General features: G+C 72.2%; 23 protein-coding genes and 1 pseudogene. 3 read left to right on the top strand and 21 right to left on the bottom strand.

All coding sequences use genetic code 11. From position 1 onward, the window contains the following. Positions 1-248 precede the first annotated feature (248 nt). Positions 249-1,178 carry a LysR family transcriptional regulator gene (locus tag ACIBF5_RS28385; RefSeq protein WP_396815946.1) on the bottom strand — a complete coding sequence of 310 codons (930 nt, stop codon included), beginning with the start codon at positions 1,176-1,178 and terminating at the stop codon, positions 249-251. A gap of 116 nt (positions 1,179-1,294) precedes the next feature. On the opposite strand from ACIBF5_RS28385, the gene ACIBF5_RS28380 reads away from it, so the two are divergent. After that, positions 1,295-2,560: an MFS transporter gene (locus ACIBF5_RS28380; protein WP_396815945.1), complete on the top strand. Its 1,266-nt coding sequence runs from the start codon at positions 1,295-1,297 to the stop codon at positions 2,558-2,560. Between the two features lie 277 nt (positions 2,561-2,837). On the opposite strand, the gene ACIBF5_RS28375 is transcribed toward ACIBF5_RS28380, so the two are convergent. From ACIBF5_RS28375 to ACIBF5_RS28345, 7 genes are all read right to left on the bottom strand, one after another. Continuing rightward, complete coding sequence (locus ACIBF5_RS28375; RefSeq protein WP_396815944.1) at positions 2,838-2,963, bottom strand: hypothetical protein; 126 nt, start codon at positions 2,961-2,963, stop codon at positions 2,838-2,840. A 114-nt stretch (positions 2,964-3,077) separates the two neighbouring features. Continuing rightward, on the bottom strand, positions 3,078-3,581 hold the full coding sequence (locus tag ACIBF5_RS28370; RefSeq protein WP_396815943.1) for a DinB family protein: 504 nt from the start codon (positions 3,579-3,581) through the stop codon (positions 3,078-3,080). Between the two features lie 149 nt (positions 3,582-3,730). Continuing rightward, positions 3,731-4,963 carry a styrene monooxygenase/indole monooxygenase family protein gene (locus tag ACIBF5_RS28365; protein ID WP_396815942.1) on the bottom strand — a complete coding sequence of 411 codons (1,233 nt, stop codon included), beginning with the start codon at positions 4,961-4,963 and terminating at the stop codon, positions 3,731-3,733. Positions 4,964-4,991: 28 nt separating this feature from the next. Next, positions 4,992-5,648 carry a GTP-binding protein gene (locus ACIBF5_RS28360; protein ID WP_396815941.1) on the bottom strand — a complete coding sequence of 219 codons (657 nt, stop codon included), beginning with the start codon at positions 5,646-5,648 and terminating at the stop codon, positions 4,992-4,994. Then, positions 5,626-5,970: a DUF742 domain-containing protein gene (locus ACIBF5_RS28355; protein WP_121156629.1), complete on the bottom strand. Its 345-nt coding sequence runs from the start codon at positions 5,968-5,970 to the stop codon at positions 5,626-5,628. The genes ACIBF5_RS28360 and ACIBF5_RS28355 overlap by 23 nt, the downstream gene beginning before the upstream one ends. Before the next feature lie 105 nt (positions 5,971-6,075). After that, positions 6,076-6,543, bottom strand: a complete 468-nt coding sequence (locus ACIBF5_RS28350) for a roadblock/LC7 domain-containing protein (protein ID WP_396815940.1) — start codon at positions 6,541-6,543, stop codon at positions 6,076-6,078. After that, positions 6,524-7,981 carry a sensor histidine kinase gene (locus tag ACIBF5_RS28345; protein WP_396815939.1) on the bottom strand — a complete coding sequence of 486 codons (1,458 nt, stop codon included), beginning with the start codon at positions 7,979-7,981 and terminating at the stop codon, positions 6,524-6,526. The genes ACIBF5_RS28350 and ACIBF5_RS28345 overlap by 20 nt, the downstream gene beginning before the upstream one ends. A gap of 263 nt (positions 7,982-8,244) precedes the next feature. Here ACIBF5_RS28345 and ACIBF5_RS28340 point away from each other — a divergent pair, with 263 nt between their 5' ends. Further along, positions 8,245-9,006, top strand: coding sequence for an SDR family NAD(P)-dependent oxidoreductase (locus ACIBF5_RS28340; protein WP_396815938.1), 762 nt, complete (start codon positions 8,245-8,247; stop codon positions 9,004-9,006). 44 nt (positions 9,007-9,050) lie between these two features. Here the strand turns inward: ACIBF5_RS28340 and hpnH are convergent, their stop codons facing one another. From hpnH to ACIBF5_RS28290, 10 genes and pseudogenes are all read right to left on the bottom strand, one after another. Continuing rightward, positions 9,051-10,058: an adenosyl-hopene transferase HpnH gene (gene hpnH, locus ACIBF5_RS28335; RefSeq protein ID WP_396815937.1), complete on the bottom strand. Its 1,008-nt coding sequence runs from the start codon at positions 10,056-10,058 to the stop codon at positions 9,051-9,053. Then, on the bottom strand, positions 10,055-11,011 hold the full coding sequence (gene ispH, locus ACIBF5_RS28330) for a 4-hydroxy-3-methylbut-2-enyl diphosphate reductase (RefSeq protein WP_396815951.1): 957 nt from the start codon (positions 11,009-11,011) through the stop codon (positions 10,055-10,057). The genes hpnH and ispH overlap by 4 nt, the downstream gene beginning before the upstream one ends. A gap of 90 nt (positions 11,012-11,101) precedes the next feature. Then, positions 11,102-11,530: pseudogene (locus ACIBF5_RS28325) on the bottom strand (4-hydroxy-3-methylbut-2-enyl diphosphate reductase); the annotation flags it as partial. Between the two features lie 59 nt (positions 11,531-11,589). Beyond that, the gene (gene shc / locus ACIBF5_RS28320) at positions 11,590-13,779 is read right to left on the bottom strand and encodes a squalene--hopene cyclase (RefSeq protein ID WP_396815936.1); all 2,190 of its coding nucleotides are present in this window, start codon (positions 13,777-13,779) and stop codon (positions 11,590-11,592) included. Further along, entirely contained in the window at positions 13,779-14,828 is a 1,050-nt protein-coding gene (locus tag ACIBF5_RS28315; protein WP_396815935.1) for a polyprenyl synthetase family protein, read from the bottom strand. The genes shc and ACIBF5_RS28315 overlap by 1 nt, the downstream gene beginning before the upstream one ends. After that, positions 14,825-16,174, bottom strand: a complete 1,350-nt coding sequence (gene hpnE / locus ACIBF5_RS28310; protein ID WP_396815934.1) for a hydroxysqualene dehydroxylase HpnE — start codon at positions 16,172-16,174, stop codon at positions 14,825-14,827. The genes ACIBF5_RS28315 and hpnE overlap by 4 nt, the downstream gene beginning before the upstream one ends. Next, positions 16,171-17,067 carry a presqualene diphosphate synthase HpnD gene (gene hpnD, locus ACIBF5_RS28305; RefSeq protein ID WP_396815933.1) on the bottom strand — a complete coding sequence of 299 codons (897 nt, stop codon included), beginning with the start codon at positions 17,065-17,067 and terminating at the stop codon, positions 16,171-16,173. The genes hpnE and hpnD overlap by 4 nt, the downstream gene beginning before the upstream one ends. Continuing rightward, positions 17,064-18,158 (bottom strand): squalene synthase HpnC, encoded by a 1,095-nt coding sequence (hpnC, locus tag ACIBF5_RS28300; protein WP_396815932.1) that lies wholly within the window; start codon positions 18,156-18,158, stop codon positions 17,064-17,066. The genes hpnD and hpnC overlap by 4 nt, the downstream gene beginning before the upstream one ends. A 169-nt stretch (positions 18,159-18,327) precedes the next feature. Continuing rightward, the gene (locus ACIBF5_RS28295; protein WP_396815931.1) at positions 18,328-19,170 is read right to left on the bottom strand and encodes a DMT family transporter; all 843 of its coding nucleotides are present in this window, start codon (positions 19,168-19,170) and stop codon (positions 18,328-18,330) included. 29 nt (positions 19,171-19,199) lie between these two features. After that, a complete protein-coding gene (locus tag ACIBF5_RS28290; RefSeq protein WP_396815930.1) occupies positions 19,200-20,342 on the bottom strand; it encodes a glycosyltransferase in 1,143 nt (380 codons plus the stop codon). 389 nt (positions 20,343-20,731) lie between these two features. On the opposite strand from ACIBF5_RS28290, the gene ACIBF5_RS28285 reads away from it, so the two are divergent. Then, a complete protein-coding gene (locus ACIBF5_RS28285; RefSeq protein ID WP_396815929.1) occupies positions 20,732-21,136 on the top strand; it encodes a VOC family protein in 405 nt (134 codons plus the stop codon). A 14-nt stretch (positions 21,137-21,150) separates the two neighbouring features. Here ACIBF5_RS28285 and ACIBF5_RS28280 read toward each other — a convergent pair whose 3' ends face one another. The 3 genes from ACIBF5_RS28280 to ACIBF5_RS28270 form a co-directional block, all read right to left on the bottom strand. Beyond that, a complete protein-coding gene (locus ACIBF5_RS28280; protein WP_396815928.1) occupies positions 21,151-21,930 on the bottom strand; it encodes a lysophospholipid acyltransferase family protein in 780 nt (259 codons plus the stop codon). Between the two features lie 23 nt (positions 21,931-21,953). After that, the gene (locus ACIBF5_RS28275) at positions 21,954-22,289 is read right to left on the bottom strand and encodes an alpha/beta fold hydrolase (RefSeq protein WP_396815952.1); all 336 of its coding nucleotides are present in this window, start codon (positions 22,287-22,289) and stop codon (positions 21,954-21,956) included. A gap of 179 nt (positions 22,290-22,468) precedes the next feature. Next, entirely contained in the window at positions 22,469-22,843 is a 375-nt protein-coding gene (locus ACIBF5_RS28270; protein WP_396815927.1) for a hypothetical protein, read from the bottom strand. Between the last annotated feature and the right edge of the window lie 63 nt (positions 22,844-22,906).

Raw genomic sequence — 22,906 nt, 5'->3', positions numbered from 1 at the left:
GTACGAGGCCACAGGCTTCACGAGGCGGGACGCCCCGGCGCTGCTCCGGTCGTACGCGATGTATAACGACCCCACCCCCGCCAACATTCCACCGACCACGCCCCGAGACCCTGTTGATCAAGCCCAAAAACCTCGCAACGAAGACAGCCGGTACGAATGGCAACCTGTGGCTCAGACACGACTCGGACACGGCGGCGGTTACGGGACGATCGCGTCGGCGTACCCGCCGTCGGAGCCGGTCGGGCGGGTCAGCCCGGTGGCTGGGGAGTCGACGGCGGTTCGGTGGCCAGGGCATCGGCGCTGGCCTGACGTTGGGCGGTGGCGAGCAGGGCACGGGCGGGGGCGCCGAGACGCCGATCGGCCGGGGCGGCGATCGAGGTACGGAAGACCGGCCCGTGCCGTACGGGTATCAGGCGCAGCCCGACATCCCTGACGATGGCGCTCGGTGGCACGAAGGCGATGGCGAGTCGGTGCCGTACGAAGTCGATGAGGCTGCCCAGGTCACCGACCTCGTAGCGGACGGTGCGGGACACCTCGGCGGCGGCGAAGGCGCGGTCGGTGGCGATCCGGTTGCCCCAGTCGGGTGGGGTGTCGACGAACGTCTCCTCGGCCAGGTCACCCAGTTCGACCTCGGCGCGGTCGGCGAGCGGATGGTCGGAGGTACAGACCAGCGGCATGTTCTGGGCGTCCAGCGGGAGCAGGTCCAGCCCGGCGGCCGACCCGCTCGGCAGCGCCAGGTACGCCAGGTCGAGCCGTCCGCTGCGTAGGTCAGCCGCGTGTGCCGCGCTGGCTCCGACCCGCAGTTCCACCTCGACGCCGGGGTGTTCCGCCCGGAACTCGGCGAGGAGGCGGGCCACGCTCACCGCCGAGGCGCGCTGGGCCTGCATCATTCCCAGCCGTACGGTCCCGCGAAGGCCACCTCGGAGCTGGTCGACCACCTCGCGGGCGGCGGCTGCGGCGGCGAGCGTACGGCGCGCCTCGGGCAGCAGCAGCCGGCCGGCGTCGGTGAGCTGGACCCGGTGCGTGGTCCGTTCGAAGAGCGGCACGCCCAGTTCCCGTTCGAGGTTGCGTACGGCAGCCGAGACGGCGGACTGGACCACCCGGAGCCGGTCGGCGGCCCGGGTGAAGCTGCCCTCTTCGGCGACGGCGGTGAAGGTGGCGAGGTGCCGGAGTTCCATCCTCCGTGTTTATCACGGATCAAGATAATCGATAGAAGTTTTCTTCGTGGCGGGCGATTACTTACCGGACCAGGATCGGAGTCGACTCACACCGCTTCAGACGAGGTGCTCCGAACATGTCCTCCACCAGCACGAACCTCAGCGCCGGGCCGTCGGCACGCGCCCACGGCCGAGGTTTCTGGGCGGTCGCGCTCGCCTTCCTGGCAATCATGGCGCTCGGCACCCTGCCGTCCCCGTTGTACCCGCTCTACCAGCAACAGGACCACTTCTCCACGTTCACGATCACGCTGATCTACTCGGCCTACGCCGCCGGGGTGCTGGTCAGCCTCTTCACCGCCGGGCACATCTCCGACTGGCACGGCCGGCGTCGCGTACTCGCCCCGGCGGTGGCGGTCAGCGCCCTCAGCGCCCTCGTCTTCCTGCTCTGGCCGGAGCTGCCCGGCCTCGTCGTCGCCCGGGTGCTCGGCGGCATGGCCGTCGGGGTGGTGGCGGCCACCGCGACGGTCTGGCTGGCGGAACTGCACCGCGTCCACCGCCCGGAGGCCACACCCCGGCGGGCACAACTCGTCGCATCCGTCGCCAACCTCGGCGGCCTCGGGCTCGGCCCACTGATCGCCGGCCTGCTCGCCGAGTACGCCCCCCACCCGCTACGACTGCCGTACGTGGTGCTGCTGGTCGCACTGGCACTGGCCCTGGTCGGCGTACTGCTCTCCCCGGACAGTCGGGAACTGCCGAACCCTCGCCCCCGCTACCGGCCGCAGCGAATCTCGGTGCCGGCCGCCGCCCGGAGTCGGTTCTACGCCGCGCTGGCCGGCGCGTTCCTCGCCTACGGCGGTCTCGGCGTGCTCGTCGGACTCTCCGGCACGTTCCTCGCCGGCACCCTGCACCACCCCTCCCGGGCGCTCGCCGGCGCGGCGGTCTTCCTGGTCTTCGCCGCTGGTGTGGCGGTCCAGTTGACCACGCTCAACTGGTCGATCCGGCGCAGCCTGGCGGTCGGCATGGTCGGCCTGGTGGCCGGCGTCGGGCTGCTCGTACTCGCCGCCTGGCTGCCCACGCCCAGCCTGACCGTCTTCCTGATCGGCGGAGTACTGACCGGCGTCGGGGCCGGGGCGCTGTTCAAGGGCACGCTCGGCACCGCGGTCGCCCTCTCCGCGCCGGAGAGCCGCGCGGAGGCGCTGGCCGGGCTCTTCCTCGCCGGCTACCTCGGACTGTCCGTACCGGTCATCGGGATCGGGATCGCATTGCAGCAGGTCAGTGCGCGGCTGGCACTGCTCGGCTTCGCCGTACTCGTCACGCTCGGGGTGGTGGCGGTCGCCCGCCGGCTGCTGGACGATCCACGCCCGGCCACGGCGGTCCGGCCCATGGCCACCACGCAGCACTGATCCGGGGGATCGACCCCGACCGGCCGGGCAGCGTGGCCCGGCCGGCCGGCGGACAGGGGTGGTGCGCCCGCGTCCCCGGGGCGCCGCCCCTGTCCGCCGGGGGCGCTTTCCCGCACCGGCTGAACTCCCCAGCGCGTCCAACTCCCGGCCGCGCCCGTTCCGACCCGGCGACGACTGTTCGCGGGCCGAAGCAGGTGCGAAGCGCACCGAACCGCTCGCCGCGTCGGGCCGCCAACCCTCGGCCAGTCACCGTCGGGGGAACAACGGCGCGTCGATATCAGCCCCCGACCACCCGCTCGACGACGGCCGGAGTGACCGGGTCCTGCACCATCACCTCGGCGATCCGCTCCGGTGGCGCGGCGATGATCAGCACGTAGTTCAACCACGGGTCGTCGAAAGCCACCCGGACATCCAGCCGGCAGCCGCGCCCGGTCGCACCGCCCCACACCACGTCATGCCCATCGCCGCTCCTCCACCGAACGTTCGCACCGCTGCCTGCGGCGTACGACGTGCGCCGTCACCACACTCCGGTGGAGCCGTCGGTGAGTTCCCGCAGGATGTCGATGTGACCGGCGTGCCGGGCGGTCTCGTCGATCATGTGTACGTAGATCCAGCGCAGCGAGACCGCACCCATCTGCTCATGGCTGCCGGTGTCGTCGAGGGCGTAACCGGCGGCGGTCTCCCGCGAGCGGACACACTCTCGGGAGTAGTCGTCGAGCAGTTCGGCCATGCTGGTGTGCGCCACCGACCAGCCACCGTCGGCGTCACCGGGCGGTGTGGGTCGCCCGGCAAGGTGATGCTGGAACCAGTTGCGTTCGGCCACGGCCAGGTGGCGCAGCAGCCCGGCGAGAGTGGTCTCGGACGGGACGAGTCGACGCTTGGCGTCGGCGTCGGACACGTCGTGCAGCTTGGTCACGACGATCCGGCGGTAGAAGTCGAGAAAGGATTCCAGGACCTGGCGCTCGTCCGAGGTGACGACAAGTTCCGGTCCGAACGGCGGCGTGAGCGGCATCGTCTCCATACACCACGCTAACCCCCGCCCCGCTCCAGAGCTGCCCCACGCCGCCGTCGCCTCGCCCACCGCCTCGCCCACGCCGCCTCGCCCACGCCGCCGGCGTTAGGAAGGGACCCTTCCTATACAGAAAGCGATAACAAGGGGCCCTTCCTTCCTCAGACGGAGGCGAGGTAGGCGGCGGTCTTCGCCGGGTCCATCAGCCAGTTGGCGTAGTCGCAGGGGTCGGAGAAACCGTTGGCGAACCGGCGGGCGACGGTCTGGTTGGCCACCGCGGTACCGAGGATCTGCTGTACGTGCTCGGGCAGGGGCGCCAGCATCGCGTTGGTCCAGTCGGTCACCGGCGCCCCGGACCGCTCCCAGAAATCGGCGAAGGTCTGCTCCATCCACGCCCGGTCGAACGGCTGGTCGCCGTGGCGGACGATCGCCGCGAGGTACGCGGCGGCGCACTTGGCGGCGGTGTTGCTGCCCTGCCCGGTGATCGGATCGTTGGCGATGACCACGTCGGCCATGCCCAGGACGAGTCCACCCGACGGCAGTTCGGCGACGGGGTGCCGGACCGTCGGGGTGTACCGGCCCGAGAGGGTGGCGCGGGCATCGGTGAGTTCGACCTCGGCGCAGCGGTCGTACACCCAGGGGGTGTAGCGCCGGGCCAACTCCAGGGTGAGTTTGAGTTGTTCGGCCGGGTCGAGCCGCTCCTGCCACAGGTCCAGCGGGCCGTCCGGGACCGCCTCCCAGAACAGGATGTCGCAGGGACCGCCGCAGGTCAGGGCGGGGATCACGAACAACTCCCCCAACCCGGGTACGACGTTGAAGCCGACGTTCGGCGCCGGGAACCGGGGGTCGGGCGCCAACCCGTGCACGTACGAGACCGCCAGCCCACGCTGCGGGGCGGTGTGCGGGGAGCGGGCGGTGTCGCGGTCGAAGACGCCGACGAGTTCGCCCTTGCCGGCGGCGACCACGGTCAGGTCGTACCGGCCGATCCGGGTGAGCCCGTCCAGGTCGGCGGTGGTGACCCCCTGGTAGTGCACGATGCCGCCGCGCTCTTCGAAGAGTTCCAGCCAGGCGGCCATCTTCACCCGTTGGTCGGTGCTCTGCGCCGGGTCGTCGAGGGGGGCGATGATGCTCAGGGCCCGTTGCCCCGGGGGTGCGGAGAGTGAGACGTGGAAGCCGGCGATCTGCGGCGCCTGGTCGTCCCAGAGATTCAGCCCGTACGCCCGCTCGGTCTGCAACGCCTGGTGGAACATCGCCTGGGTGCTCATCACCCAGCCCTCGCGGATCTCTTCGGGGGTTCGCGCCGACATCAGCGTCACCTGGTAGCCCTCGGCGAGCAAACTGAGTCCGAGTTGCAGGCCGGACTGTCCGGCACCGATGATCAGGATCTTCCGCATCGTCTTTCTCTCCCAGGGGTGGTAGGGGCTATCGGCCGGCGGCGGCCGGGGCGGGGCCGGCGGGACGGGGACCGGCCACGGGTACGGCGGGACGGTGGGCGGGCGTGCGACCGCCGGTACGGCGCATGGTGTGTTCCACGACGGTGAGCAGTGCCCGCGCGACCGAACCGGTGTCCCGGGCGTCGCAGCTGATCACCGGCACGTTCGGGTCCAGCGCGAGCGCGCGTCGTACGTCGGTGAGCTGGTGGGTGAGCCGGCCGTCGAAGAGGTTGACGCAGACGACGAACGGCACGTTGCTGTCCTGTTCGAAGTAGTTGACCGCCGCGAACGACACGTCGAGCCGACGGGTGTCGACCAGCACCAACGCGCCGACGGCGCCCCGGCACAGGTCGTCCCACATCGGCCAGAACCTGGCCTGTCCCGGCGTACCGAAGAGGTAGAGGACCAGGTCGTCGGCGACGGTCCGGCGGCCGAAGTCCATGGCGACGGTGGTGGTGGTCTTGTCGATGCCGGGGTCGAGTCGGTCGACCGGTTCGCTGGCCGCGGTCATCCAGGCCTCGGTGTTCACCGGTGGGATCTCCGAGATCGACCCGACGAAGGTGGTCTTCCCCACCCCGAATCCACCGGCGACGACGATTTTCGCCGAGGTGACGGGGGGCGGCTCAGGCGAGTTGTAGGAGGCCATCGCGGAGTCTTTCCAGAAGCCGGGAATCGAACGGGGAGGAGTAGGTCTCCGGGTGGATCTGCAACCGGTTGGTGGTGGCGAGGTCGTCGATGACCACCCGCGTCACCCCGAGCGGCATCCCGGAGTACGCGGAGAGTTCGGCGACGGAGGTGGTACGCCGGGCCCGGTCGTAGAGCGATCTCGTCTCCGGCGGCAGCCCGGCGGCGAACCGGGGGTCGTAGTACGGCACCGAGATCAGGGTGTGTACGAAGAGGCGCTGCCGGGTGCGTGTACGGCCGCCGGTCAGCACGTAGGGTCGCACCTTCCAATGTGCGGTAGCCACGGTGGCGATCGCTCCCTTGAGAGTGCGCGGTCGGGGTCTGGTTCGGTGTGCGGGTGCGCGTGACCCGCAGGCGGCCCGCGTACGCGACGTCCGCCTCGGCGGTGGTCAGCCGAGGCGCTGGCCGGCGGCGGTACGTCGCTGTAGGTCACCACGGACCTGGGGGCTGAGCAGGTGGCCGACGGCGCCGACGAACTTCGTCATCTGGTAGGCGACCACCCGCAGGTCGCAGCCACTGGTGGCGGCGACCGCCAGACCCGCCGAGTCACCCATCCGCATGAAGAGCAGGTGCCCACGGGGCAGGCGGACGGTGAGATATTCGGAGAGTCCCAGGTCGAGCAGGGCGGCGCTGCGGTCGGCCATGCTGAGCAGGCCGGAGGTGAGCGCCGCCAACTGGTCGCCGAGGTCGCGGGAGACCGTCTCCGAGCCGACGAGTTGCAGCCCGTCCAGGCTGACCAGCAGCGCGTGCGTCACCCCTGCGGTCTCGGTCGCGAACCTCCCGAGCAGCCATGCGAAATCCTGTGGGGTCTCGGTTCCGGCCGACGGGCGAGGCAGGTCACTGCGCGGGCTGGTCATCACGATGTCCTTCGTCGGTGGGGTGTGGAGGCTGCCCGTCGCGGGCACCGGCCGCGAATCCGTCGTGGAACCCGGTGGCGAAGTCGAACGTCTCGTCCGGCCAGGCGAGCTGGTCAGATCCGACCGTCGGGCCGGCCGGTGCCGGAGGCGGGGCGGGCAGGTCGCCGCGGAGGCTGGCCGGTTCCCGCCGGGGCAGGCCGTTCGGGCTCGACCCGGTCCCGACCGGGGGTGGTGCGCTGCCGTTGACCCGAGGCGCCGGGCCGTCGGCGGACTGCCGCGACGGCTGGTGGTGCTGCGGCGGCGGCTGGTGCTGCGACGGCGACGGCAGCGGCAGCGGCTGGTGCGTCTGCGGCGGCTGGTGCGGCGGGAATCCCGGCGGGGTGAGACGGGGCTGGGCGGACGGTGCCTGGGCGGACGGGGGCTGGGCCAGGCTGGGCCGCACAACCTGGACGGGCTGGGTCTGACCGGGTCGGGGCGGGGCGGGCGGGGAGACGGGTCGGGGCGGCGGGGGTGCGGCGGGTCGGGGCGACGGGTTCGGGGGCAGTGCCGCCACGGGCCGGGCCGGCGGAGTCGACGACAGGGCGTGCGGGTTCGGGGCGTCGTGCGAGGAGGGGATCTCGCAGAGCAGCCCCGCGGGGAGCAACGCCGTCGCCGTGGTGCCGCCCCCCGGACGGGCGGTGAGCCGTACGCCGATCCGGTGCGCGGCGGCGAGCCGCTGCACCACCAGCAACCCCAGCCGGTTCGCGCTGGCCGGGTCGACGGCGAGCGGTGCCGCGCTGGCCAGCATGGCGTTGAGGTCGCCGAGTTGCCCGTGGGTGAAGCCCAGCCCGGTGTCCTCCACCCGTAGCAGCACACTGCCCGCCTCGGTGAGGTGGGCCGAGACGGTGACGGGCATGGAGGGCGGGGAGAACCTGGTGGCGTTGTCGAGCACCTCGGTCAGCACCCGGATCACGTCGTCGGCGGCGAAGTCGACCACGGCGAGGTGGGCGATCACGCCGAGGCGTACCCGGGGGTAGTGCTCGATCGCCGACGTCGCCGCCCGGACCACGTCGATCAGTGAGGTGATCTGACGTCCGGCGTCGTCGACCGGCCGCCCGGCGAGCACCAGCAGATTCTCGGCCTGCCGGCGGATCCGGGTGTTGGCGTGGTCGATCCGGTAGAACTGCGCCAACCGGCCGGGGTCCTGCTCGTCCGCCTCGACCTCGGCGAGTTGCCCGCCGGTCTGGTAAGCGGCGGCCAGGATGCGGAGCGCGAACTGCTCGCAGAGCGCCGGCCATGCCTGCGCGGCCGTGACGTGCGGTCCGGCCGGATGCCGATCGAGGGCGGAGGCGGGTCGGGCGGACGCGGCGCCGTCCGTCGGTGCGGCGTCGAGGGTGGTGTCGGCGGTCGGGTCGAGCCACCGGGCGACGCGACGTCGCAGTCCACCTGGCCGGTTCATCGGAGGGCCTTTGAGCAGCACATATCCTGTTCTTCCGGATCAGTGGTGAACTCACATAGGGCACGCCATTTATTTATGCTTGGAGGTTTTTGTGCCATAGCTCGGTGTAGCTAATCAGTCCCGCTCAGGAACGGCAATAGGGGCTGACGCTCCACACGCGGTGCATACCCCTAGGGGCAGGACATCGACGGACGACGACGCCACCGGGATCGAGTTTGTCCGGTCTGCCGGCCTTCGAGACGCGCAGCGGCGACACTACCGGGATGGGAGTTTTTCGCATCGATGGCGCAACAGCGCTGGTCACCGGTGGTTCGTCGGGCATCGGCGCGGCTGCGGCCCGGCAGTTGGCCGGCGCTGGCGCCCGCGTCTTCCTCGCCGGCCGCGACGCCGCCAAACTCACCGAAATGGCAGACCGGATCGGCGGTACGGCGGTGATCGGCGACCTCACCGAACCGGCCGGAGCCGCCGAACTGGCCGACCGGGTCCTGACCGAGGCGGGACGGGTCGACGTGCTGCTGAACAACGCGGGGCAGGGCTGGGCCGGCTCGTTCACCGGCATGGACGAGCCCGAGATCGCCCGGATGGTGGCACTCAACCTGACCGCACCGCTCCTGCTGACCCGGGCCGTACTCCCGGACATGCTGGCGCGCGGACGCGGCCACCTCGGCTTCGTCGGCTCGATCGCCGGCCGGCTCGGAGTACGCGACGAAGCCGTCTACTCGGCGACCAAGGCCGGGCTGAGCGTCTTCGCCGACAGCCTGCGACACGAGACCGCCGGGCGCGGGATCGTCATCACCGAACTGGTGCCGGCGGTGGTGGACACCCCGTTCTTCGTACGCCGGGGTCGCCCCTACGACCGCCGCTCCCCCCGCCCGGTCACGGCCGAACGGGCCTCCGCCGCGCTGCTCACCGCCATGTTCGCCGGTCGCCCCGAGGCGTACCTGCCGCGCTGGTTGTACCTTCCGGTGGCGATCCGCGCGGCCCTCCCCCGCACCTACCGCCACCTCTCCGGCCGCTGGGGCTGACCCCCACTCTCTCCCCCCACCGATCTAGGGCGTATCCGGTGGGGTTAGTTGGCGGAGCGGAGGGCGCGGATGGACTGGGTGAGGGAGTTCATGGTGGCCAGCACGGCGGTGGGCTCGTAGCCGCAGTGGGCCATGCAGTTGGCACAACGGGAGTCCTTGCCCCGGCCGTAGCTCGCCCAGTCGGTGGTTTCGACCAACTCCTTGTACGTCTTGGCGTAACCGTCGTTCATCAGGTAGCAGGGGCGCTGCCAGCCGAAGAGCGAGTACGACGGGATCGCCCAGGCGGTGCACGGAAAGTCGACCTTGCCCTCCAGGAAGTCCAGGAAGAGCGGCGAATGGTTGAGCCGCCACTTGCGCCGCCGCCCGTCCGCGAACGCCTTGCGGAACATCGACCGGGTCTCCGTCACCCCGAGGAAGTGCTCCTGGTCCGGCGCCTTGTCATACGCGTACGCCGGGGAGAGCATCATCTGGTCGACGGCGAGGTCGTCGTTGAGGTAGTCGAGCACCTCGATCACCGTCTGCGGGGTGTCGGTGGAGAAGAACGTGGTGTTGCTGGTGACCCGGAAGCCCCGCCGCTTGGCCTCCTTGACCGCCTCCACCGCCTGGTCGAAGACGCCGTCCTTGCAGACCGAGGCGTCGTGCCGTTCCTTCAGGCCGTCGATGTGCACCGCCCACGAGAAGTACGGCGAGGGCCGGAACTTGTCCAGCTTCTTGGTCATCAGCGCCGCGTTGGTGCAGAGGATGACGTACTTGCGGCGCTTGACCAGCTCGTTGACGATCACGTCGATCTGCGGATGCATGAGGGGCTCGCCACCGGCGATGGAGACCATCGGCGCCCCGGACTCCATCACCGCGCCGACCGCCTGTTCCACCGGCATCCGCCGCTTCAGCACGTCGGCCGGATGCTGGATCTTCCCGCAGCCGGCGCAGGCGAGGTTGCAGGCGAAGAGCGGCTCCAACTCCACCAGCAGCGGGAAATAATGCTTGCGGCGCAGCTTCTGCCCGATCAGATAGCGGCCGACTCGGATGCTCTGACGCAACGGCATACTCATCGCGGACGTTTCTCCTTTGGCAGGGTGAAATGCACTTCTTCGGTGCTGGTCGTACGTTCCCGTACGGCCCGCGCGCCGAGCCCGACGAGCGCCGCCACGGTCTGGTCGACCAGGTACGGCGGCGCCGAGGCACCCGCGGTGACACCGACCGTGCGGATGCCGGCGAGCCAGCGCAGATCCACCGCGCGGACGTCGTCGACCAGGTGGGCCGGGGTACCGGCGCGCCTCGCCACCTCCACCAGACGTAACGAGTTGGAGGAGTTGGCCGATCCGAGGACCAGCACCAGGTCCGCTTCGGCGGCGATCGCCCGCAGCGCGACCTGGCGGTTGGTCGTGGCATAGCAGATGTCGTCCGAGGAGGGGCCGGTCAGTGCCGGGAAGCGGCGGCGCAGCACATCCAGCACCCCGCTCACCTCGTCGACCGCGAGCGTGGTCTGGACCAGGTAGGAGACCCGCTCGGGGTCGACGACCTCGACCCGCTCCGCCTCCCCGGGGCTCTGCACCAGAGTCACCCGTCCCGGCACCTCACCGAGCGTGCCCTCGGTCTCCTCGTGCCCGGCGTGACCGATCAACAGCACGGTCCGGCCCTGTCCGGCGTACCGGCGGGCCTCGTTGTGCACCTTCGTCACCAGCGGGCAGGTCGCGTCGATCACCGGCAGCCCTCGGGCGGCGGCGGTGCGGCGTACCTCGGCGGAGACACCGTGCGCCGAGAAGACGGTGACCGCACCGTCGGGCACCTCGGTCAACTCGTCCACGAAGACCGCGCCGCGCCGGCTCAGGTCGTCGATGACGTGGGTGTTGTGCACGATCTGCTTACGTACGTACACCGGTGGGCCGTGCCGGTCCAGGGCCTGCTCCACCACCGTGATCGCCCGTTCCACCCCGGCGCAGAACGACCGGGGTGCGGCCAGCACGACCTGTTCGAGGCTGGTCGCCCCGGCCCACTCCGCCAGGCCCGGGCCGACCCGGGTCAGCGCCCGCAGCGCGGTCGATATCCGCCCCAGGGTGGCGGGCCGGAACAGCGGCTCCGGTGCCACGTCGGCGATCACCCGTACGCAGGCGGTCGGGCGGTCCGGCGGCCCGGCGAGCAGTGCGGCGGACTCGGTGTCCACGGCGAGCGCGCCGGTGGCGGCAAGCCGGGCCCGGTCGGCGCCGTCGACCAGACGGTCGCTGCTCACCACCGGACCGAGGTGGACGGTCAGCCCCTGCCGGCGCAGCGTCGCGGCGAGCATCGGCGCCGACGGGCAGGGCAGACGCTCGTCGCCGGTCCGGCCGTCCCGGCGTACCTCGGTGGCGACCACGACGTCGCCGGGACGCAGCGCCGGGTCGAGCCCGCCGGCGATGCCGGCCACCGCGAGCGCCGAGGTGCCGCCGTAGCCGGCGGCGGCACGGGTGGCCCGGGACAACCCGCGACCGGTACGCCGCAGCGGCGCGCCGGCCGGCAGGGCACGGCGCAACGCGCGGGCCTCCATGCGCATCGGCGCGAAGAGCACCCAGTCACCGACCCGGTCGGTGCGTTCGTCGAGTCCCGTCACCGGCGCCCCCCGCTGATCGCGCCGACGTCGGCGTTGGCTCCGACGGCAGCACCATCCTGACCAGCGGCGCCGCCCTGGCCGGCCGAGAGGAGACCGACACCGACGTTGTCTCCGGCGGCGGAAGCGGAGAGGATGCGGCCGAGGGCGCTGATCGGGAAGACCAGGCGGTACAGGTGGTAGTTGATGTAGAAGTCGCCCGGGAAGCCGGTGCCGGTGTACTGCGGCTCGTCCCAGGTGCCGTCCGGGCGCTGGGTGGCCACCAGCCAGTCGACGCCGCGTCGGGCCGGCTCGCTGTCGCCGTAACCGGTCGCGTGCAGGGCCAGCAGCGCCCAGGCGGTCTGCGACGCGGTCGAGGTGCCCCGGCCCCGCCAGGATCGGTCCCGGTAGGACCGCATGTCCTCGCCCCAGCCGCCGTCCGGGTTCTGCGTCCGGTGCAACCAGCCGACCGCCCGTACCAGCACCGGGTCGTCGGCCGGTAGGCCCGCCGCGACCAGTGCGGGCACCGCCGCGCCGGTGCCGTAGACGTGGTTGGCTCCCCAGCGGCCGAACCAGGAGCCGTCTCGTTCCTGCGCCCGCAGCAACCAGGCCACCCCGCGCCGGACCGCCGCCGAGTCGGACGGACCGCGGGCGCAGAGCGCCTCCACCACGTGTGCGGTCACGTCCGCACTGGGCGGGTCGATCACCTCACCGAAGTCGCAGAACGGCAGCTCGCGGGCGAGCGTACGGGTGTTGTCGGCGTCGAACGCACCCCAGCCGCCGTCGCGCGACTGCATACCACGCAGCCACTGCTCGCCCCGTTCCAGCGCCGCCGGAGTACGCGGGTCGTCGCCGCCGCGCCGCAACGCCATCAGCACCTCTGCGGTGTCGTCGGTGTCCGGGTAGCCGTCGTTGTCGAACTCGAACGCCCAACCGCTCGGCGGCAGGTCGGGGCGGCGCACCTGCCAGTCGCCACCGACCCGGATCTCCTCGTCGAGCAGCCAGCTCTGGGCGCGTACGAGTGCGCGGTGGTCGGCGGGAAGGCCGGCGTCGGCGAGTGCGATCACCGCGAGCGCGGTGTCCCACACCGGCGACTGGCACGCCTCCAACCGGCGTAGTTCCCCCTCCGGACCGGCCTCCCGCACGGTGAAGCGGTCCAAGCCGGCGAGCCCGGCCCGGAGCACCGGGTGGTCGAGCGGGTAACCGAGCAGGTGGAGCGCGATCAGCGAGTAGACCCACGGCGGTTGGATTCCGCCCCAGGAGCCGTCCGCCTCCTGCCGTGCCACGATCCACTCGGCGGCCCGGCGGAGCGCGTTGCGGCGTACGGACCGCAGCGGGTGCCGCTCGTAGCCGCGCAGCGCCCCGTCCAGCCGCTGGAACCAGCCGGTACGGCTGCGCAGCGACATCGACGACGGCGTCGGGCGTACGCCGGTCCGGAGTTCGTCCAGGGCGAAGCCGAGCGGGCGGACCGGACGCAGCGCCCGCACGATCGACAGCGGCACGATGGTCTGCCGGGCCCAGCAGGCGAAGTCGTAGACGTTCAGCGGCATCCAGGACGGGAGCAGGACCACCTCCGGCGGTACGGCCGGGATCCGCTCCCAGGACCACTCGCCGAACAGGGCCAACCAGATCCGGGTGAAGACCCGACTCCGTTCGATCCCACCGTGGGCGAGGACGAACTCCCGGGCGGTACGGAGATGTGCGGCGTCGACCGGGTCGCCGGCGAGCCGCAGCGCGGCGTACGCCTCGATGGTGGTGGAGAGGTCGCCGGGGCCGTCGTGGAAGTTGGCCCAGCTTCCGTCCACCTGCTGCTGGCTGCGGATCCACCGGGCGGTGGCCTCGGTCTCCTCGGCCGTACGGATGCCGAGGAACTGCCGCATCAGCAGGTCCTCGGCCTCCATCGTCACGTTGGTGGCCAGTTCCCCCTGCCACCAGCCGCCGGGATGCTGCGCGGCGAGCAGGTGGTCGCGGGCCCGTCCCAGGGCGTCGACCGCCCGCCGTTGCCGCTCGTTGTCGGCGGCACCGGTCGGCGGGGCGAGCGCGGCACCGGCGGACTCGATCCCGGGCACCACGGCGGCGTCGACCGCCTCCGCGACCGCCAGGTCGACGGCCTGCGCGACGTCCAGTTCGACCACACCGTCGGCCGTCGGGGCGGCGAGCGCCTCGTCGACCGGGCCGGTCGCCGGACCGGCGCCGGGTTCGGTGCCCATCAGTGGTCCCGGCCGGTCATGAACCGGGCGATCTCCACCAGCTCCCGGTGCACTTCGGCCAGGGCGTTCGCGTCCGGCCCGTCGCTCGCGCCGAGTTCGGTGAGCCGGTCCAACTCGGCCAGGGCCTCGGTGAGCAGCCGGTCGGCCTCCTTCTCGGTCCAGTCCCGGGCACCGGTCTCCTCGATCAGGTCGGCGGCCAGGGCGAGGTCCGCGGTGGAGAGTTCGCCGGGGGTGGCGTACAGCTCCTGGAGTTGCTCGCTGGCTGTTCCGCCGGCGGTGAGGGCGCGGACCACCGGCACCGACTTCTTCCGCGCGACCAGGTCGGCCAGGACCGGTTTCCCGGTGACCGCCGGCTCGCCCCAGATGCCGAGCAGGTCGTCGACGAGTTGGAAGGCGAGGCCGAGTCGGTCACCGTAGAGGGCCAGGCCGAGGGTGAGGGCCGGTGGGCCGCCGCAGACCACCGCGCCGAGGGTCGCGGAGCAGGAGAGCAGCGCCGCGGTCTTGTCCCGGGCCATGGTCAGGCACTCGTCCAGGGACACCGTCGCCCGGTGTTCGAACGCGACGTCGGCGGCCTGGCCGGCGATCAGCCGCCGGACCGCCGCGTTCAGGTAGCGCAACCCCCAGGTGCCGCCGTGTCCCGGCATTGCCGACAGTACGTCCCCGGCGAGGCTGAGCATCGCGTCGCCGGCCAGGATCGCCGGGCCGATGCCGAACGCGGCCCACGCGGTCGGCCGGTGCCGCCGCTCGGCGTCCCCGTCGATGACGTCGTCGTGCAGCAGGGAGAAGTTGTGCACCAGCTCCACCGCCACAGCGCCGGGCAGGGCATCTTCCGCGGTCTTGCCCGCGGCCCGGGCGGAGAGCAGCACCAGGGCCGGTCTCAGCCCTTTGCCCCCGCCCCGGGTGGTCGGCTGGCCGTCGGCATCCCAGTAGCCGAGCTGGTAGCCGGCGGTGAGCCGGGTGCGTTCGTCGATCCGGTCGAGCGCCGCCCGGATCTCGGGCTGCACGAGTGTGTCCACCTCGGCCAGGAAGCCAGGCAAGGTCATGGTCATGTCGGCGCCTCCGTCGTACTCGATCTCGACCCGAGATGGGCGAGCACGACGTCGGCGGCCTGCCGGCCGCTGCGTACCGCGCCCTCCATCGTGTCCGGCCATCCGGTGTCGGTCCACGCCCCGGCCAGCGCCAACCCGGGCAGCCGGGTTCCCGCCGCGGGCCGGTCCCGGCGGGTGCCGGGCCCCTGCCGGAAGGTCGCCCGTGGTTCCCGCGTCACGAACACGTCCCGTACCGGGGTGCGCCGGGCGGCGGGAAAGAGGTCGGCGAGCGCGTCGAGCTGGGCCCGGCCGAGTGGTCCGGCCGGTGTCCGCAGCATCGGTTCCGCCGCCGAGATCGAGGTGACCAGGTACTGGCCGGTGCCGCCGGGCGGGGTCCGGTCGAAGACCCACTGCACCGGGTTGTCCAGTGCGGCGGCGAACTCCAGGTCGGTCACCCTCCGCTGGTAGCGGACGTGCACGTTGACGATCGGCGCGGCTCCGAGCCCGGCCCAGCGTTCGCGGTCGGGCGCTGCCTGCGCCGGTACCAGACGCGCCGCCTGCGGGTGCGGTACGGCCAGCACGACCGCGTCGGCGGTGAGCCGCACCCGGTCGGCGGTGACCTGGAAGTAACCCCGGTCGGGGACGATCTCACGCACCTTGACGCCGGTGTGGACGGTGCTGCCGCGTGCGCGCAGCAGCGCCCCGGCCGGCTCGCCGTGCAGTTGGGACAGGGGCACGGTGGGGCGGCCGATGTCGCCGGCGTCGGCCCGGTCGAGCAGGCCGGTGCGGAACACCCGCGCGGCGAGCGCGAGTGACGCCTGGTGCGGCGGCGCGTTCAGCGCCGCGACGCAGATCAGCTCCCACAACCGGCGTACGGTCGGTGCGTCCTGCCCGTGTCGGGTCAGCCAGTCACCGAAGCTGATCTCGTCGTTGGCGGGGTCGTCCGGGTCGACGCCGCGCAGGGCGGCGGCACCCCTGATCGCGGCGATCCGCTGCCCGACCCGGAGCGGCCGGTAGTTGATCAGGGCTGGGAGCAGGTGCGCCGGGGCCGGCAGCCGCCGGGTACGGGTGAGCAGGTGCGGCGGCACACCGGCCCGCAGGATCGGCACCGCGAACACGTCCTGCAGGTGTGCCCCGCCGCTGGTGCCGAGCCGGTCGAGCAGTTGCCGGTACTCGCGGTAGCAGCGGAGGAAGACGTGCTGACCGGTGTCGACCACGAGGTCGTCCCGGCGGAAGGAGTAGGTGGCGCCGCCCAGTTGCGGCCGGGCCTCCAGCAGGGTGACCTTTGCCCCGGCGTCGACCAGCCGCAACGCGGCGGTGATGCCGGCCAGGCCGCCCCCGACGACGCAGACCTGTTCGCCGTTCACGCGCTGCTCCGGGTCATCGCCCGCGCCGCCACGTACGCCTTCTGCCAACCCGGCAGGGAGACCCGGCGCCGGGTGACGGCCTGCGGGTCGGCCACGATCCGCTCCAGCAGCCGGTGGTAGATGCCGGCCATCGCGGCGACGCAGGCGGCGCTGCGCCGGTCGAGCAGCGGCAACAGCCGTAGTCCGGTGCGGTAGTAGCGCTCGGCCCGCTGGGCCTGCCAGCGGACGAGTTCGGCGAGCCGCTCGGGCGGGTCGGCGAGTCCACCGTCTACGCCCGGGGTGAGGGTGCAGCCGAATCGTTCCAGGTCGGCCCGGGGCAGGTAGACCCGGCCGTCCCGCCGGTCCTCGACGATGTCCCGGAGGATGTTGGTCAACTGCAGGGCGATGCCGAGCGTGTCGGCGAGTTCGCTGGCGACCGTACGCGGCACGGTCGGCCGGAGGTCGAAGACGCCGAGCGAGAGCCGTCCGATCGACCCGGCCACCTGCCGGCAGTAGCCGACCAGGTCGTCGAAGGTGTCGTACCGGGTGCCCTGGACGTCGGCGAGGCAGCCGTCGACCAGTTCACCCAGGGCGTCGATCGGGATCGGCAGTCGTTCGCTGGCGTCGGCGAGGGCGAGCAGCACCGGGTCGCCGCCGGCCTCCGGAAGTTGACGCAACGCGGCCCGGACCTGGTCGAGCCGGGCCAGTTTGGCGGCCGGGGGCAGGTCGCCGTCGCCGATGTCGTCGATCCGGCGGGCGACCGCGTAGACGGCGCAGAGGGCGCCGCGCCGTTCGGGCCGGAGCAGCCGGATGCCGTACGAGAAGTTCCGCGCCTCGGCTCGGGTTATCCGCTCGCACTCCCGGTAGGCGAGGTCGAGTTCGGAGGGGACGGCCGAGCGGCCCGCGGCACTCATGCGGGCCTCACGATCAGGGTCTTGAGCCACTGCCCGGCGGTGCCGGCACGGGTCGGCCGGGGCACCCGGGCCAGCGGGTCGTGGTCGGAGCGGGAGAGGGCGGCGAGCGCGGCCCGGCCACCGGCGACGTATCCGGCGACCGCCAGTCGGGCCCAGCCGTGCAACGTACCGACCAGGGGGGCGCCCGCGTCGAGCGCGGCGGATGCCCGTTCCGCCTGCACCCGGATCACCGCGCGCAGCGCCGGGGAGGCGTACGACGCGGCGAGGTCGGCCGGGGTGACGCCGTGTCGGGCCAGGTCGTCCTGGGGCAGGTAGATCCGGCCCCGGGCGTAGTCCTCGGCGACGTCCTGGAGGTGTTCGATCACCTGGAGGGCGGTGCAGATGTGGTTGGACTGGGCGATCCGTCGGGGCGACTGGGCCTCGAAGATGTGCAGCACCAGTTCGCCGACCGGGTCGGCGGAGAGGCGGCAGTAGTCGACCAGGTCGGCGTAGGTGTCGTAGCGGTGGACCACCTGGTCGCGTTGGTTGGCGGCGATCAGGCGACACAGCGGTTCGAGCGGCAGCCGCCGGTCGGCCACGGTCGGGGCGAGTCCGACCAGGACGGGGTGGGTGGGCGGCACACCGTCGTACATGGCCCGTAGTTCTTCCTCGAACCGGCGCAGCGTCGCCGACCGGGTCGCCGCGTCGTCGTACGGGCCCGGCCCGCCGGGTTCACCGCCGGGGTCGCGGGCGGGTTCGCTGGCCGGATCCTGCGCGGGTTCGTTGAACGGATCGAGCGCGGGCCGGCTGAACGGGTCGACCGGTGGCCGGGCGGGCGAATCGGTGGCGGGCTCGCTGAACGGGTCGGTGGCGGGTTCGCGGTTCGGCCGCTGGGCGGGTTCGTCGCCCAGGTCGTCGACATAGCGGGCGTACGTGTAGAGCGCCAGCAGGTGACGGCGGATGGTTCCGGGCAGGATCCGGAGCGCGACCGGGAAGTTCTCGCCGGAGAGCGCGGCCTGCGGGATCCGCCGCTGCGCGGCCGGGTCCCCGGACGGCTGGGCGGCTGGATCTCCGGGCGGCTGGCTGGAGACGTTGCCGGTCAATTCGAGCACATGCAGCCTCTCGCGCAGAGTCCACCTGTCGACGCGAGCCGGCCGGACCGCCGCACCAGATGTCAGTAACCCATCACTCGCGCTAAGTAGTCGTGACTGAGCGTACCCAACTTCACCCGCCTGGACGGTGAGGCCGGCGAAGTCTGTTTCAGGTTCCGCCTGGGTCGGCCTACTTGGACCGGGTGGTGCTGGCCAGGGAAATCCCGACGATCATGAGGATCACGGCGACAATCTCGATCACCAGTCGGGGGCCGTCCGTGGAGAGTGTCTCGTGGAACGCGAACACTCCGATCATCACGCCGCCGAACGGGTCGAGCAGGGTGATCGCGGTCAGCGGGGCGGCGATGGGCCCACTCTGGTACGCGTTCTGGTTCAGCACCAGCGCCGCCGCCCCGACCACGATCAGCGCGTACAGGTGCCAGTTGGCCAGCAGTGTCCACGGGTGCCGGGTCAGGTCCTCGCTGATCGTCTTGAGCAGGGCCGCCGCGACCGCGTACAGCAGTCCGGTGGCGATGCCGAGCAGCGTGCCCCGGTGCGCGTCCCTGGCCCGCCAGGCGCCGAGCAGGCAGATCGCGATCAGCCCGCCTCCCACCACGCCCACCCCCAGCCACGCCAGGGTCGACGGCTGCTCGACCCCGGCCCGGGGATTGGCGGCGATCAGGAAGGCGGCCAGGCCGATGATCGCGACCCCGGCCAGGATCAGATCCTTGGCATGCGGCCGGCGTTTCTCCAGCGCCGCCTCCAGCGGAATCGCCATGAACAGGCCACTCATCAGCAGCGGTTCGACCAGCGCCAACGGACCGAACCGGAGCGCGACGGCCTGGAGACCGGTGCCGATCGCGTCCGGGATGCCGCCGAAGAGCCAGAGTGGGCGGTGCAGCAGCCGAATCAGCAACCTCGGGTCACCGGCCCTGGTCGGCTTCTCCTGCTTGGCGGCGTGCTGTTCCAACGCCGAACTGAACGCGAAGAAGAGCGCCGAGGCGAGGCCCAGCAGGACCGCGAAGAGAGTCACCGGTCAGCCCGCGCTGCGGTGGCCCGCCCTCACCGGCGCCGTCCCTGCGCGGTGGGCTGCTGGGCGTGGTGGTGGGCGTACCAGTTGAGCGCGGCGACAGCCAGACAGACCAGGACCCCGGCGCGACGGGCCCGGCGACCGCGCCCCCGGGTGAAGACCGAGGACTTGGGCAACGGGGCCGAAGGTTCGGGTGTCCCCCGCGCGACCTCGGCCACCACCTCCGCCGGGTCGGACCGGAACAGTGCCAGCCCGGCTTCCCGCTGCCGCTGTCCCCGTACCCCGTCGGTGAGTTCGACCAGGGCGGGCCCCAGGTCCTCGGCGCGGCGTACCCAGGTGACCATCCCGGCCTCCGCCATGGTGACCGCGTTCGCCCGCCCGTGACCGGGGATCGGGCGGTAGGTGGCGACCGGCAGCCCGCTCGCCATCGCCTCCAGCGCGGTCAGCCCGCCGGCGTTCTCCACCAGTACGTCGGCGGCGCGCAGCAGGGCCGGCATGTCGTCGACCCAGCCGAAGACGTGGGCCTGCCCCTGCCGACGCAGCCGACGGTAGAGCGCCTCGTTGTGCCCGCAGACCACCACCGGTACGGCCATCCCGGTCCGGGCGATCTCGGCCGCGGTCGTCGCCACCTCGCCCACTCCCCAGGAGCCGGCGACCAGGAGCGCGAGCCGTTCGTCGGCCGGTAGGCCGAAGCGTTCCCGGGCGTGTCGTCGGGCCTGCTCCGTGCCGGGGCCGAAGCCGGCGGAGACGAGCCGGCCAACCACCTGTACCTCTGTGCCGCCCAGCGCCCTGGCCTGGTCCCGGGTGCTCGGGTGCGCGGCGCAGTAGACGTCGACGCCGGGTGAGACCCAGAGTGGGTTGACCGCGAAGTCGGTCAGGTACGTGATCACCGGTACGTCGAGTTGGCCCTTGCGGCGCAGCGGGCCGAGCAGTTGGGTGGCGATCGGGTAGGTCGAGACCACGGCCCGGGTGTCCGGCCCGACCAGTTGGCGGACCTGTGGGCGGACCGGGCGCAGCAGTGCCCGGGTGATCGGGCCGGCGCCAGCGAAGCCGCAGCCGATCGCGAACAGGGAACCGTAGATCCACGGGAACCTGCTCAACATTCCGTGGTACGTGCCGCGGAGCAGTTTGCCGAGGCCGTACGGGAAGATGTCCGCCAAATCCCGGCAATCCACCTGAAATCCGCGAGTACGGAGCCGGTGTGCCAGCTCACGGCTCGCCCCTTCGTGCCCAGCGCCCGCGCTGGCCGAAATGATCACCACTCGGGCCGGCCGTTCCGGTGTGCCCCGCCGTCGCCCGGGCGGAACCCCCGCCCCGGCGTACGGGTCCCAAGCCGCCGGCCTCGGCGTGCCGCCACTCGGCTTGGCCGCCGGGCGCGTCTCGCGCCACCCGCGAATCAGTCGCATCCGGCCATCTACCCGAACCTGGTACGAAGAATCCTCGGAATCCGCATCCGCCCCGGATATCTCCCCAGCCGTGGCCCCGACCGCGATACCCCGCCCCTCCGGACGCGACACCCCGCCCCTCCCGCCGGGCTGATCCCGGCAGCGGCGATCATGGGGAGATGCCCCATCTCGGACTGGTTACCCTCGTCGTGCGCGACTATGACGAGGCGATCGCCTTCTACGTCGACCAGGTCGGCTTCCGGCTGGTCGAGGACACCCCGCGCGGCGACGGCACCCGCTGGGTGGTGGTCGCCCCGGTCGGCTCGACCGAGACCGCGCTGCTGCTGGCCCGCGCCGCCAACCCGGAGCAGGCCGCCCGTGTGGGCGACCAGGCCGGCGGACGGGTGACGCTCTTCCTCCACACCGACGACTTCGCACGGGACCACCAGCGGATGGTCGCCGCCGGGGTACGGTTCGCCGAACCGCCCCGGCACGAGGCGTACGGCTCGGTTGCCGTCTTCGAGGACCTGTACGGCAACCGCTGGGACCTGATCCAGCCGCGTACCGGCGACGCGCCGGCCTGACCTGGGCGGGTCGGTCAGCGCTCGGCTTCTCCCACCAGGTCGGTGCTCCGGCGCCGGACCGGTCGGGTTTCCCCGTCGAGTTCGGCCGCCTCCTCCGGGGTGGGTGCCGAGCCGCCGAGGTGGGCCGGCTGCCACCAGGAGTCCTCCGGACCGGCCGGCTGGTCCGGGTATTCGCTCTGTGCCCGGTCGATCAGCGCGGTGAGCTGGCGGCGCAGCTCTGCCATCAGCGCGCCGGAGCTGCCGAAGTCGGCCGGGGCGAGCGGCTCCCCGATCAGCACGGTGATCGGGGTGTGGCGCCGGGTCAGGTTCTTCGGGTGGCCCTTGGTCCAGAGCCGCTGGGTGCCCCAGAGCGCGACCGGCAGCACCGGCACGCCGGCCGTGTCGGCCATCCGGGCGACCCCGCTCTTGGTGCCCTTGAGGGTGAACGATCGACTGATCGTGGCCTCCGGGAAGACCCCGACGACCTCTCCGGCGCGCAGCGCGCTGACCGCGGTCGCGTACGAGCCGGCGCCGTTGGCCCGGTCGACCGGGATGTGCCGCATGCCGCGCATCAGCGGGCCGGCGTACCGGTTGGTGAAGACCTCCTGCTTGGCCATGAACCGCACCAGCCGCCGGGACTGCTGGGCGCCGAAGCCGCAGAAGATGAAGTCGAGGTAGCTGACGTGGTTGCTGGCCATCACGGCACCACCGGAGCGGGGCACATGGTGCCCGCCCTCCACGTGTAGCCGCAGGTCGAGCGCGCGGAACAGCGTCTTGGCGGTCGCGATCACGGGCGGGTACACGAGTTCTGGCATCGCCAAACGTTACCCGTACCACATCACGAGGTAACCCACGGCCCGCCCGAGTCGCGGGCCGGTTGGGTGAGCCAGTCGCTGACCAGTGCGGCGAGCTGGGCCGGTTGCTCGATGACCATGGCGTGACTCGCCCCGGCCAGCTCGATCACCCGGAGCCGAGGGTTCGTGGCCGACACCTCGCCGATCCGGGCCGAGTTGCCTCGCCGGTACGCCCCGTACAGTTCCCGGAACGACTGTTGCTGGGGCAGGTCCACTGTCGCCAGCACCAGCACCAGCAGCAGCGGGCAGCGCGCCGCCCGCAGCGCCGGGACGAGGTCGAACGCCGCCATCGCCAGCGTCCATGGTCCACGGGCCGTCACCGGACCTGCCGTGCCCGCGCAGGTCGACGGTGACCACCCGGTGGTCCGACGCCAGCGCCTCGGCCAGGGTGTGCATGTGCTCCAGGTTGCCGCCGGCGCCGTGCAGCAACAGCAGTGGCGATCCCGGTCCGCCGTGGTCCCGTGCGGCGATCGGGACGCCGGCGGCGGCCAGGGTCAGGTCACTCATGGTCGACCCGCCCGTCGAGTTGGTGCAGGCGGTCGCGGACCGAGGCGGGCACCACCCCGCCGTCCGGGTGGCGGGCGAGTCGACCCCGGTTGACCAGGTCGTGCACGCCCTGTCGGGTGATGCCGAGCATCGCGCCGGCCACGGCGTACGACACCGTGGTCGCGGTGGGGTGCCCCACCCGCCAGGCCACCGCCCGGCCCAGCGGGGTGCGCCACCAGTCGAGTGGCGGCTCGAACGGTCCGTCTCCCGGGTAGAGGGTGGAGACGACCCGCATGATCACCCCGACGGCGGCCTGGTCGTCCCCGGCGACGATCCGGTCCGCCCAGCTCGTGGCCCGGATCCGGACCACGGTACGGAGTGCGTCCACGCTGTCGCGCCCGTCCAGCAGGATCTCCAGTGGGTCAAGCAGTCGGATGTCGAGCGGTCGGGC

Origin of the sequence: Micromonospora sp. NPDC050417 (assembly GCF_044458865.1) — a bacterium.
Lineage (GTDB): Bacteria > Actinomycetota > Actinomycetes > Mycobacteriales > Micromonosporaceae > Micromonospora_G.
The sequence above is the reverse complement of the archived record's forward strand: the minus strand, read 5'-3'. Positions and strand labels throughout refer to the sequence as shown.

What these genes read in the sequence shown, in the direction of transcription:
- ACIBF5_RS28340 (WP_396815938.1), top strand. Translation starts at nt 8,245, where the DNA reads ATGGGAGTTTTTCGCATCGATGGCGCAACAGCGCTGGTCACCGGTGGT.
- ACIBF5_RS28365 (WP_396815942.1), bottom strand. Translation starts at nt 4,963, where the DNA reads ATGCGGAAGATCCTGATCATCGGTGCCGGACAGTCCGGCCTGCAACTC.
- ACIBF5_RS28350 (WP_396815940.1), bottom strand. Translation starts at nt 6,543, where the DNA reads ATGACCAGCCCGCGCAGTGACCTGCCTCGCCCGTCGGCCGGAACCGAG.
- ACIBF5_RS28285 (WP_396815929.1), top strand. Translation starts at nt 20,732, where the DNA reads ATGCCCCATCTCGGACTGGTTACCCTCGTCGTGCGCGACTATGACGAG.
- ACIBF5_RS28280 (WP_396815928.1), bottom strand. Translation starts at nt 21,930, where the DNA reads ATGCCAGAACTCGTGTACCCGCCCGTGATCGCGACCGCCAAGACGCTG.
- hpnH (WP_396815937.1), bottom strand. Translation starts at nt 10,058, where the DNA reads ATGAGTATGCCGTTGCGTCAGAGCATCCGAGTCGGCCGCTATCTGATC.
- ACIBF5_RS28380 (WP_396815945.1), top strand. Translation starts at nt 1,295, where the DNA reads ATGTCCTCCACCAGCACGAACCTCAGCGCCGGGCCGTCGGCACGCGCC.
- shc (WP_396815936.1), bottom strand. Translation starts at nt 13,779, where the DNA reads ATGGGCACCGAACCCGGCGCCGGTCCGGCGACCGGCCCGGTCGACGAG.
- ACIBF5_RS28315 (WP_396815935.1), bottom strand. Translation starts at nt 14,828, where the DNA reads ATGACCATGACCTTGCCTGGCTTCCTGGCCGAGGTGGACACACTCGTG.
- ACIBF5_RS28345 (WP_396815939.1), bottom strand. Translation starts at nt 7,981, where the DNA reads ATGAACCGGCCAGGTGGACTGCGACGTCGCGTCGCCCGGTGGCTCGAC.
- hpnD (WP_396815933.1), bottom strand. Translation starts at nt 17,067, where the DNA reads ATGAGTGCCGCGGGCCGCTCGGCCGTCCCCTCCGAACTCGACCTCGCC.
- ACIBF5_RS28360 (WP_396815941.1), bottom strand. Translation starts at nt 5,648, where the DNA reads ATGGCCTCCTACAACTCGCCTGAGCCGCCCCCCGTCACCTCGGCGAAA.
- ACIBF5_RS28370 (WP_396815943.1), bottom strand. Translation starts at nt 3,581, where the DNA reads ATGGAGACGATGCCGCTCACGCCGCCGTTCGGACCGGAACTTGTCGTC.
- ACIBF5_RS28385 (WP_396815946.1), bottom strand. Translation starts at nt 1,178, where the DNA reads ATGGAACTCCGGCACCTCGCCACCTTCACCGCCGTCGCCGAAGAGGGC.